This is a genomic window from Anabaena sp. CS-542/02 (genome assembly GCF_028331085.1).
In the GTDB taxonomy this organism is placed as follows: domain Bacteria; phylum Cyanobacteriota; class Cyanobacteriia; order Cyanobacteriales; family Nostocaceae; genus Anabaenopsis; species Anabaenopsis arnoldii.
In genome coordinates this window covers 1-11,851 of record NZ_JAQMTM010000015.1, presented here as the reverse complement: position 1 = coordinate 11,851, position 11,851 = coordinate 1, and the positions used below count along the sequence as shown (strand labels likewise).

8 protein-coding genes are annotated in these 11,851 nt (G+C 42.1%); 2 read left to right on the top strand and 6 right to left on the bottom strand.

Going from position 1 to position 11,851, the window contains the following annotated elements; genetic code table 11:
* Nucleotides 1-572: 572 nt before the first annotated feature.
* Nucleotides 573-2,777 (top strand): phosphoketolase, encoded by a 2,205-nt coding sequence (locus tag PN447_RS01290; protein ID WP_271760185.1) that lies wholly within the window; start codon nt 573-575, stop codon nt 2,775-2,777.
* Between the two features lie 413 nt (nt 2,778-3,190).
* Here PN447_RS01290 and PN447_RS01285 read toward each other — a convergent pair whose 3' ends face one another.
* The 6 genes from PN447_RS01285 to PN447_RS01260 all read right to left on the bottom strand — a co-directional run bounded on the left by PN447_RS01285 (nt 3,191) and on the right by PN447_RS01260 (nt 11,117).
* Nucleotides 3,191-6,508 (bottom strand): Eco57I restriction-modification methylase domain-containing protein, encoded by a 3,318-nt coding sequence (locus tag PN447_RS01285; protein WP_271760184.1) that lies wholly within the window; start codon nt 6,506-6,508, stop codon nt 3,191-3,193.
* Between the two features lie 259 nt (nt 6,509-6,767).
* Nucleotides 6,768-7,382 carry a cytochrome c oxidase subunit 3 gene (locus PN447_RS01280; RefSeq protein ID WP_271734421.1) on the bottom strand — a complete coding sequence of 205 codons (615 nt, stop codon included), beginning with the start codon at nt 7,380-7,382 and terminating at the stop codon, nt 6,768-6,770.
* 43 nt (nt 7,383-7,425) lie between these two features.
* The gene (ctaD, locus tag PN447_RS01275; RefSeq protein ID WP_271760182.1) at nt 7,426-9,087 is read right to left on the bottom strand and encodes a cytochrome c oxidase subunit I; all 1,662 of its coding nucleotides are present in this window, start codon (nt 9,085-9,087) and stop codon (nt 7,426-7,428) included.
* Nucleotides 9,088-9,093: 6 nt separating this feature from the next.
* The gene (locus tag PN447_RS01270; RefSeq protein WP_271760181.1) at nt 9,094-10,005 is read right to left on the bottom strand and encodes a cytochrome c oxidase subunit II; all 912 of its coding nucleotides are present in this window, start codon (nt 10,003-10,005) and stop codon (nt 9,094-9,096) included.
* Nucleotides 10,006-10,014: 9 nt separating this feature from the next.
* Complete coding sequence (locus PN447_RS01265) at nt 10,015-10,620, bottom strand: DUF2231 domain-containing protein (protein ID WP_271760180.1); 606 nt, start codon at nt 10,618-10,620, stop codon at nt 10,015-10,017.
* Nucleotides 10,617-11,117, bottom strand: a complete 501-nt coding sequence (locus PN447_RS01260; RefSeq protein ID WP_271760178.1) for a DUF2231 domain-containing protein — start codon at nt 11,115-11,117, stop codon at nt 10,617-10,619. Before PN447_RS01260 ends, PN447_RS01265 begins: the two co-directional genes overlap by 4 nt.
* Before the next feature lie 472 nt (nt 11,118-11,589).
* On the opposite strand from PN447_RS01260, the gene PN447_RS01255 reads away from it, so the two are divergent.
* Nucleotides 11,590-11,851, top strand: a 262-nt coding sequence (locus PN447_RS01255) for a hypothetical protein (RefSeq protein WP_271760176.1), incomplete at its 3' end; no start/stop codon positions are given.

Sequence of the window (11,851 nt, the reverse complement as noted above, 5' to 3'; positions counted from 1 at the left end):
GAATGATATGCCGCTCCACAACTTGCATATATGATACACATGCAAAACATCATATATAATAACATTATTTTGTAAGTTGTGTCAATCAAATGTTAATATCTAACTATATATGACTATATTTCTGTTATTCAAACCCAATACTCAAGAGCAGAATGTGAGTGTCAAGCTTTTAGAGGATGTTTTATAAGTTTTCCACAGGTAATTTTTATCTTAGGGAACAGGGAACAGGGATTAGAGAACAGGGAACAGGGAACAGGGATTAGGGATTAGGGATTAGAGAACACGAGGAAGTAATAAAATCAAGTCCCATTCCCTGGTGAAGGGAATGGTGAGGGTGGGGGTAAAACAATATTTGATACACTAATCATACCTTTTAAAACATCCTTTTATGTTTTATCCAGTAATAATACTTAAAATAACTCAAAATAATTCCCTCTGGGCTAGATAACGATTTAAACTTCTTATCCTCACCTTGTGAAAAAGCAATAAATCCTCACTACCTCAAAGATGTAAAATTTTTGTTAAATTCATTAAGCATCTACAGCTTGCCCAGTTTTTATAAGGTACTCAGTATGACATCCACAGCATCTTCCGCCCTGCCAAATTTTTGTGAAGGAATCCAATATTTTGGTGAGGCGTTGCAAAATTTTGCAACTTATGGTAAAGTTGCCGCAATAGAACCAGGAAAAAAGGCGATCGCCGATCCCACAGATCCCGCGGCGGTATATCAAACCTTACTAGCTGCCGATGCCCTGCGCTATTTAACCCTACAAGTCACAGCCAGTAAAGCTTCCGGACATCCGGGGGGTTTCGCAAGTCAAGCAGAAGCCTATGCAGCCTTGGTAATGCTAGGTCATAAAAACATCATGACAGAAGTGGGACACCACGCCCCCGGATTCTATAGCGCTATGTTTTTAGACCGCTCCCTAGAAGACATGGGGATTAATACAGTACAGCAACTGCGCGATCGCTTCCGGGAAAAGCACGGACTTTTAGGGCATCTTTCCGGCTACATCCCCGGCATTCTTGCACCCGCCGGACCCCTAGGACAAGGACAACATTTTGCCATGTCAGCCGCACTGCTGCACCCAGATAAATTATTCCCCTTCACCCTGGGTGACGGCGGACTAGGTGAACCATATATTATGAGTTCCATGGCACATTTTAACACCGCCTATCCCAGTGCCACCAACTTCCTACCCGTCCTAGTGTGGAACGGCTACAGCCAAGAACATCATAGCATGGTTTCCCTCAAAACCAACGCCGAAATGAAAGCCTACTGGCAAGGAAACGGTTTTGCCGAAGTAATTCTAGTCGATGCCAAAGACTTTGACGACCAACACCAACCAGGGGACTATGTTGATAGTACCGCCTTCTCCTTTGAGCAGCGCCTAGCCTTCACCAAAACCGTACTTTTAGGCATAGATAAAGCCGCCCACTCCGCCCTCAACGGCAAACTTACCGTATTTATCATTAAACAACTCAAAGGCGCAGGGGTTCACGCCCGCGGTTCCAAATCTCATAACCTCTACCCCAAAGACACCCTAGACGCACCCCACATTATCAGCGCCTTGCAAAGCCGCGCCCTCCCCGCAGAAGCTTGGGAAACAGTCAGAACCAACGCCGAACGCGCCGGTGGCGGACCCGCAGCCAAAACAGTAGTCACAGAATTTGAATTACCATTACCAGACCTAGGGAAATTACCCCTAGAAGAATATACAGTCGCCGGTGACCCCCAAGTTTCCACCACCGCCATGGGGCGCTTAGTGGGAATCGTCGGTAAACAAGATAGTAAATTCCTAGTCACCAACGCCGACGGTAACGAAGCATCAGGAATTGCTAACATTAACCAAGCCCTCAAAGTCATTCACCCCACCACCGACGATTTATATAACCAAGCACCCAACGGTCAAGTTTATGAACCATTGAGTGAAGATGCTTGCGCAGGTTTAGCTGCAGGTTTAGCCCTCATGGGTGCGAGAACCCTATGGTGTTCCTATGAATCCTTTGCCATCAACGGGTTACCAATTTGGCAAACAGTCATCCAAGCCATGGCAGAATTACGCCGTCAAACTCCCTCAACCATTACCTTATTTACCGCCGGTGCATTAGAGCAAGGCCGCAACGGTTGGACACACCAACGCCCAGAAATTGAAGCATACTTTGCTTCCCTCATGCGTAATGGTAATGTTTTCCCCCTATTTCCCCCCGACGCTAACAGCATTCAAGTTTGTTATGACTGGGCTTTGAACACCAAAAATAAAGGAATCGTCATCACCGCCAGTAAATCACCCTTACCCATTCGTACCACCCTAGAACAAACTCGCCAAGGTTTAGCAGACGGCGCAATCTTATTACAAGAAGTTGCTGGTGATAAACAAGTTGTATTTGCAGTCATTGGCGATATGACCTTAATTCCCGTATTTGAAGCTGCCGCTTTCTTAGAAACTGAAGGTATAGGCGTAAAAATTGTTTCCATCATTAACCCTCGCCGTTTGTATCGTCCTCATGACACAGCTTGGGAAACTTGCTCAGAACCCGATGGCGGTTTCATGGATGATGCTCAATTTGCCCAATTATTCGGTGGTGATGCATTGATTGGTGTCACTGGTGGCGCAGCGGCCATGCTTGAACCGATCATGTTACGCAGCAACTGCAAACGTGATACTTTCGCCTGGAAACGTGGGGAAACCACCGCCAGCGCCGGGGAATTGATGGCCTTTAACGGGTTAACTGCTGAAGAATTGACTAAACGCGCCATTGAATTAATCCACTAAACTCAGTTTTCACCCTTGACCACATACCCAACTCCCTTAGAGGATGTTTGTCAAGTCATGATTAGTGTATCGAATATTATTTAACCCCACCCTCTCCTTGCAAGGGTAGGTTTTTAATATGATCTGTGAAGGCAAGACTAGGAAGACAAGGAAGGAAAGTGGACAAGGAAGATTTTATCCGGACAATGATCTTTTAAGGGGCTATTTTTCTGACTAAAAATACAGACTTTGTACTGTTTTTCTCCCTTGTCACCTTGTCCACCTTGTCCACCTTGTCTTGTCCTTGTAAGGGGAGGGGACTGGATTTTATTGTTTTTTGTGTGTTCGGTTTGTTCCCCAATCCTTCGGTGTTCCCTGTTCGGTGTGTTCCCTTTCCTCACTGATAATTTCTCAACTCAAATAAGATTCCTATATTACCTAGAAAATTGACCAATAGGCATTCTGGGCGGTGCTGTTCTCCACATTAAATCAATCTCCTGTGCTGTCAGTTCATAGGCTTGGTTAACTAAATCAGCCAGTCGATATTCTAATTTTACAGCTTCATATTTCCGACTTTGGATTGCTGGAACATAATCATTATATCCTTGACGCAGCGCTTTAAATTGGGATACACCCAAAGGGTCAACCGTTTTAGATTTTGGCATTCTTTTTCTCACCTCTTCCACAAACTCAGCCAATTCTAAAGCAGCGAAATCTCCTAATTTTTGTCCCAGCTTCTCAATTTTAAATTCTATTTGCAACCACTCCAGGAAATCTTGCTCAACTTCCCCGTTCAGTTGAGTAATTTCAATTAACCGGGTGACTATTATTTCTACTTTCGTACGTATTTCTGCGGTAGGTGACGCAATGGGTAGAGTTTCCATCAAATAGCCAGCAGGGTTTAGAGCCTCATCTTTCATGTGTGGTAAATGTCGCCAATTATACCACCACATCAGAGGAGAATTGAGAACTCCCAGAATATATAAGTCAGATGTGGGAATGATAAAAGCTTTATTATTTGCAAAATATCCTCTGGTATCATAGCTGTAAGCTGGATGAAATTGGATTTCTTGGTATATAATTTTAGGCTGAGAAAATAATTGCCAGTAGTTAATAGTATCTTGTATTTCATACCATTTAAAACTACCATATTTACGTCCATGCCAATTATCTTTATTTACGTGCTTAGGACGAGGTTCTAGGTTGTATTTATATTCAAGCAAATGATTTTTAATCGATGGGTAAGCATCAATATCAATCCCTCGACGTGCGAAAATCATCCATAAATTTTCCCATTTAGGAACCCACCTTTTAATATCTTGGCCTCTTAAATAAGGCTTAATGATTTCTGCAGATTTCGGGTCAGCTTGAACCAACTTATTCTTAGTCGCTTCATCTATTAAAAACGCCTCATTAAAACCTGTACAAACTCCCCAATAAGGTTTTACCCCAGCAAACTCCCTTAAGGGAACTCCCACCCGCTGAATTTTCCCCATTAATTCCTCAACCGCAGGAGGTTCTAAACTCCAAGCATTGCTAGTAAACCGCGACCAAGGGATAGTATAACTGTTCTCTGGATTCTGCACATATTGAGTCAGGTTAATTTTAGCTATCTCCTGACGGGGAACAGAACAAACTAAAACTGATTGATTCTCATTTGATATCTCAACAATTTTAGGTTTCCTCACTACCACAATACAGGGAAAAGTATCAGCATCTTGAAAAATTGGCGCGTGTCCAAAATCTATAATTTCTTCAAATACACTCGACTCAGAAAAGAACCGTCGCAACGGTTCACCGTAACCAGAACGTAACCATTTATTAGTAACAATATAAGAAAGTATTCCTTCTGGCTTTAATAAATTTAAACCTTTTTCATAGAAATATACATACAAGTCAGCAGATCCATGATAGCATTTATATTTAGTTTGTAAATATGGTTTTATGTCAGATAGCAGAAGCTGACGGATATAAGGAGGATTCCCAATTACAACATCAAAACCACCCTCAGCAAACACTTGGGGAAACTCACCTTCCCAATTAAAAGCTAAATCTGTCAGTTGTGAATCACCTACAATAGAATTACCAACTTTAATATGATCATCCAAATAAGTTAAACTTTTCCCCTGAGTTGCAGTTTTTAACCACAAAGATAACTTAGTAATTTCTACCGACTCCGGCGATAAATCAACGCCAAACAAGTTATTACTGAGAATAGTTCTATCTAATTCGATATTTTCTAACCCCTGATATTCCAGAAAGCGTAAATTATCATTAACTCGTCGATACTGACTTTCTAAATAATCAAAAGCTGCAATTAAAAACGCACCTGAACCACAAGCGGGGTCAAGAACTCGCGTTTTTACTAATACCTCATCTCGGTAAGTTAACCAAAACTGAATTTCTTGTTCTCGCTGTTGTAGTGTATCTGCTGCTAGCTCAAACCGCTGTCTTAACTCATACTCTCGCGTTTGCAAATAACCACCAATGGCCACTTCAACGATATATTGAGTAATATAAGCAGGGGTGTAAAATACCCCTAATTTCTTCCGCTTACCTTGTTTTTTATCAAATTCCTTTTGAGTGATATCAGCTTTTAACTCTTCTAAATCTGTAATTGACTGCTCAAAAATCCGTCCCAGAATATCTACAGAAACTTCGGAATCAAAATCAAAGCGCGTCAGTTGTTTCAGTTGAGTACATAAAGAATCTGGAATATTTAACTGTTCATCTAACAGGGAATCATGTTGAAACAAACCCCCATTATAACCCGGAATTGGTGGATCATCATGACCTTGGTCAACCCAGCGGAAAACATTTTTATAAATTTCCCAAATCGGAACAGGATTATAAGGGTTTCTACTATCATGAGCATTACTAATTGTCCTCTCTGGTAATAGTCCCCTATCCTCACAAAAAGCAATAAATAAAATTCTATCTAAAGTCTTTTGTGCTTTCTCAATTAAAACTTGCTCCCGGTTGGGAATATTTAAATCACAGATAAAGCGGAAATGTTTAACAATGTTTAATCTAACTTGCTGATATTCCTCATAGAGTTGTTTTGTAATTTCCTCTTGTGCTTGATTAGAAGCAGTTAACAACCTATCAATTACAGATAGATTTTTAATGGGTAAAAAATTTTCCCGACAAAAAATAAAGTAAAATATTTTAAATTCCTGGAAATCTGCTAAATCTGTCAAAGAGAACCTTTGATAATAAGCAGGAGTTTTATTAATGTGATAGAGTCTTAACTCTCGATAATTAGAAATAATAATCCAATGACAATCATGTGTATAATTAGCATAATGCCATCCTTGATCAACCGCTGATTTGTCCCTTCCAGATACAGCACGGTCTAAATTATTTTTACTTCCTTTTAATTCAATAGGTGCAACAACTAAACCCTGTAATTTTACTTGACCTTTATGGTTTTCTACAGCTGTAAAAAATCCCAAAGCTGCATCAGCAGCACCCCCACCATCAGCGATATGTTTTTCTGGGTAAATTTCCCATGCTTTACCACCACCATCAATTACCGAACGATAACCCAACACATTTTGAAAGATATCTTTGAGAAAATCACCATGTAAGGAAACTTCACTCATTTGGTCAAGTGTACCTGTTTGTAGAGCCTTAACCCATTTTTGAATAGTCTGGTGACGTTGCTCTAAATCGGAGGGAAACTTAAAATTACCTAAAGCATTTTTGAGAGCCTTTTTTTGAAATAAAGCTTTATCATCTTGCTGAATCATATATCCATATTCTCAGTAACTATATGCTGTTTTAAAAAAGCTTAAACTCATGTATAAATAAACCAGTATACATTATACATCAGCATCTACCATCTCAATAATCAATGACACATATACCTGATCGTTATGAACTACTTAGTAACTAAATATACGTTATATATTGTTGAGATTTTATACCTGCGTCTTAATCCATCTTAATATTCACCCATAGGTAAAAAAATGGGGACACCACCGACTGAACAGCAGTATCCCCAAAAACCTATTGCCAAATATAGATAAGGATAAACAAAACAATCCAAATTACATCTACGAAGTGCCAGAATAACGAGGTCGCATTGACCCCAAAGTGACCGGAATCGTAGTTTCCCGGTAAGAAAGAACGGAAAAAAATAATCAACTGTAACAGAATACCAGTGAGAACGTGCAAACCGTGAAAACCAGTCAGCAGATAGAACATCCCACCGAATACCCCGGAAGTGAACCCAAACTCCAGGTTACTCCATTCAATACCTTGTCCCACTAAAAAGTAGGTACCCATGGCCATAGTGGCGGCCAGATAGATGCGAAATCCCCTTAAATCGTGTTTTTGTAGGGCTCGTTCTGCTAAGTAAATCACAAAGCTACTGGAAACAAGAATGACTGTATTGATGGCGGGTTCTATAATTTCTAGCCCGGAAACTCCATCTGGTAACCAGTTAGGAGTTGTGGTTTTGTAGACGATATACCCGGCGAAGAAACTCAGGAAGATAACGCTTTCCGATAGCAGGAACACAATGAAGCCAAACATTTTATTGCCTTCTTCGTCGTGTTCGTGTTCAACGCCTGTGTGATGGTGAGGTAATTGCAACTCTTCTGAGTTGATGGAACTGTCCATTGATGGGAATTCTCCTTTTTTAAACCCAGAGGAACGCGGAGATTTAGTCTGCGTTTTTTAATGCGGGGTTGTTGGCTGTTAAGGGTTCTAATTTGCCGTAGCCGTAAGGTTCAGAAATAATGATGGGAATTTGTTCAAAGTTTTCCACTGGGGGGGGTGAAGAAACCATCCACTCTAGTCCGATCGCTCTCCAGGGATTATCAGGTGCTTTTTCCCCTTGCATCCAGGAAATGACCATGTTGAAAATGAATGGTAAGGTGGACATTCCCAGCATGAAAGCCCCCAGACTAGCGATAATATTCCAAAATTCGTACTCTGGAGCGTAGGAGGAAACCCGGCGTAACATTCCTTGCAAACCCAAGGGGTGCATGGGCAAAAAGTTAAGGTTAGTGCCAATGAATGTTAACCAAAAGTGCAATTTACCCCAGCCTTCGTAGTACATTCTGCCGGTCATTTTGGGGAACCAGTGGTAAATTGCAGAGTATAAACCCATAGTCACTGTGCCAAAGAGGACATAGTGAAAGTGACCGACCACAAAGTAAGTATTGTTGACGTGTACATCTACAGGTACTGAGGAAAGCATAATACCTGTGATACCGGCGAATACAAACATGATTAAGCCACCCAGGGAAAACAGCATGGCTGTATCTAGCCGCAGTTTACCCCCCCAAATGGTCGCTACCCAAGCAAATACTTTAATCCCTGTGGGTACGGATACAAACATGGTGGTAAGCATGAATATTAACCGCATCCAACCAGGTGTACCACTGACGTACATATGGTGTACCCAGACGATACCACTGACTACCGCAATTAACATTGAGGAGATGGCAACTACTTTGTAGCCAAACAATGGTTTGCGGGCGTAGACTGGGAATATTTCTGAGAAAATGCCAAAGATGGGCAAGATAATGACATAAACAGCCGGGTGGGAGTAAAACCAGAAGTAATGCTGAAACATCACTGGATTACCGCCGTGGCTGGGGTTAAAAAAGGCAGTCCCTGCGGTCAGGTCTAGTAGTAACATCACTGCACCGGCTGTGAGTGCAGGTAATCCAAACAATTGGATAATCTGGGCGCTAAATACTGCCCAGACAAATAAAGGCATCCGAAAGAAGCCCATCCCCGGGGCGCGCATCTTGACGATGGTGGTAACAAAGTTAACAGCACCCATGATGGAGGAAACACCGGAGATGGCTACTGCTAGTAACCAAACTACTTGACCATTAATTAAGTTACCGGTGGGGTTTTGCAAGCTTACTGGTGGGTAAGACCACCAACCGGCTTGGGCTGGACCACCGGGGACTAAGAAACTGGTCATTAAAAGAATCCCCACCACCGGTACCATCCAAAAGGCCACGGCGTTGAGTCGGGGAAATGCCATATCCCTCGCCCCAATCATTAGGGGTACTAGATAGTTGGCAAAGCCTACTAGGGAGGGAAATGTCCACAAGAACAGCATGACAGTGCCGTGCATGGTGAACATCCCGTTATAAACGGTGCGGTCTACTAGGTCAGATTCGGGTGTAATTAGTTCTCCCCGAATTACCATGGCGAAGATCCCGCCGACGAGAAAGAAGATAAATGAGGTGACCAGGTACTGTATACCAATTACCTTATGGTCGGTGCTAAAGCTGAAGTATTTTTTCCAGCTACCTGGTTGCTCACCAGGGTGACTGATGTCTGTAACAGAGATATGTGTCATTGGTCATTACCCAGGATAATTGACTAGAGGAGATGTTGCTGGTGCTACTCTAGCCCAACCGTTTTTGACTGGCTGACTGGCTGCTTGGGCATACTCAGAGGCTGCCTGATTTGGGGCTGGTGTGGGCTTTTGGGTGGCAGCGTAGGATAGCCATTGATGGTAATCTTCGGGAGATTCCACAACTACATTGGCCTGCATGGTGGCAAAGTATGTACCACTATATTGAGAATCGGTTAACCGATACTGTCCCTCACGGATGGGTGTAAATTCAAAGTCAATGGTGTGGTTGGGTACAATGTCCTGCTTGAGGCGGAATGCAGGAATATAGAAGCCATGTAGCACGTCTTCTGATTTTAGTGCTAAACGTACCCGGCGATCGCTTGGTAAATGCAATTCTGTACTGGTAACATTTCTTTCAGGATAGTGGAACACCCACGCCCATTGTTTAGCCACTACATCAATGTTTTCTACCGGTTCCCCTTCCTCCTGGGGTGCTGCATCAGCCGATTCCATACTTACAGAATTATGCAAATGCACCAGTTCCATGGGTCCTTGAATCCCCATTTCCTCATACACTTGGTAGCTATAGGCAGCAATCCATAACACTAACATAATGGGGATAGCTGTCCACACCACCTCTAAGGTAACGTTACCCTCAATGTGGGGTCCATCGCTCAAGTCCCATCTTTGTGCCCGGTGGAAAATGATGGAGTACATCAGAGTCCCGGTTACACCTAAAAAGATGAATGCACCCAGGGTGACTAAGAAGCTAATTAAATCATCAATTAGCTCAGATTCTGCTGCTGCTTGGGGGGGAAGCCAGCTATAAGCCTGCTGTCCTATCCAGAGACTGATGATAGTCACAATGGTTGCAGCCACCAACACGGTGAAAATATTTAAAATCTTCCGCAAGTCCATAATTGTTAGTTACTTGAGCATTGTGTTTAGGTCAGCGCCCATTCTCAGCAAGTTATCTGCTGTATTATGTATGCCAAACTCTGCCGCCATTTGCGCTCCTAGTGTGCCGTGGACGTACATAATCAACATCACTACTATTCCAGTGGCTAAATAACTCCACTGCACCTCTTGTGCTGGGTCTTGACTCCAAATAAAACGCTGCCATCCTCTCCAAACAGTCATCCCTAGAATCAGCCCCAGCAAGAATACCCCACCCACACCATGCCAAAGCATGGTTTCCATGGCCTGCATTCCCCAAGCACTTTTGACATCACTAGATGGTGTTGCGAGCAGCATTTCATAAAAGCCCGCAGCTACAGTGAAAATAGTAATGATAGTGGAGCCGACCATGTTGTACCACCCCACATCAAAAAAGTTGGCAGGTTCGACAGGAATGGCTAAAAACTTGAAGACCCATTTTTGCCAGGGTAACAGCATACCTACAATATCAAAGGTAATGCCAATGATGAACAGACCCAAGGTAAGATGGACTAAGTTAGGATGAATGGGAATCGAGTAAGGTAGTCCATTAGCCCCGAATTGGCCGCTTATTTGATCAATTAATTCCGAGTTCATGGCAAGATACCTTCCTTGACTGCTTCAACAACTGGTACTGTGTGCAGTCCATATACCCACACCAGTTGATCTCCCAGATATACTTGCACGCCGACAATCACAGTTAACAACAACCCAGCCAGCATATAATGAATCGGCAATTTGTACGGGTTGCTGCTGCGAATTACATACCGCCAAGCTGTAACGGATGCGATAATTCCCGATAGGGACCAACCAACCAATGTATGTACATTTAATACTGATTTAGCTTGGGTGTAGGGTTGTGCTAAACCGGCTTCAAATTGACCGAAAATAATCGCCACGAAGATAGCGATGGTCGCCACAAACATATTCCACCAACTCACTTCAAATAGATGAGTTCTACCAGTAAAGTAACCGAGTATATCGCAGAAGAATGCAAACAAAACCATCGCAATTACGAAATGGACAATGATGGGGTGCATCGTATCTGGATACGGCAAATTGTGATCATTTAAAGATGTCAGATACTCAAGCATTGTGTTCTCCTGGACATATCTATCGCACCTCAGTCAATGTTGCAAATCCTCACACCACTATCATCATTAACACCTGACCGGAGTTTGTATGGCTACCCGCAGCGAAATCCGGTCAATGTCAAAATATCTTACTCCTAGGTCTCTACTGAAGCTCAAAGTGATGCCGTTACTATTTATCATCAAGCATTGAGTTCAGTTCATTTGTTCATGCCGATAATCTACAAGAGCAATTTTTAATTTATCTAACAAAATTGCTGTTTTTTGTTGGAACTGTGTAACCTATCTTTTAGCTTAAAGATTTTTTTACTAATTGTCAAAAAAAATTAGAGAAAGTTGGAAAATTGTTTATATGAAGCAATGGAATATTTCTCTAATGTAAATTATCTGGCTATTTTCAATAGCGTGGTGCCAGCCATACATTAATCAATTATTAATTTGTGATTTCCATGACTTAACACATCTAAGAGGATGTTTGGAAAGTATTAAACAGGTAATTTTTATATTAGGGAACAGGGAACACACAAAAAACAATAAAATCCAGTCCCCTCCCCTTATAAGGACAAGACAAGGTGGACAAGGTGGACAAGGTGACCAGGGAGAAAAACAGTACAAAGTCTGTATTCTTAGTAAGAAAAATAGCCCATTAAAAGACCATTGTCCGTATAAAATCTTCCTTGTCCACTTTCCTTCCTTGTCTTCGGTGGTCTTGCCTTCACAGATCATATTAAAAACCT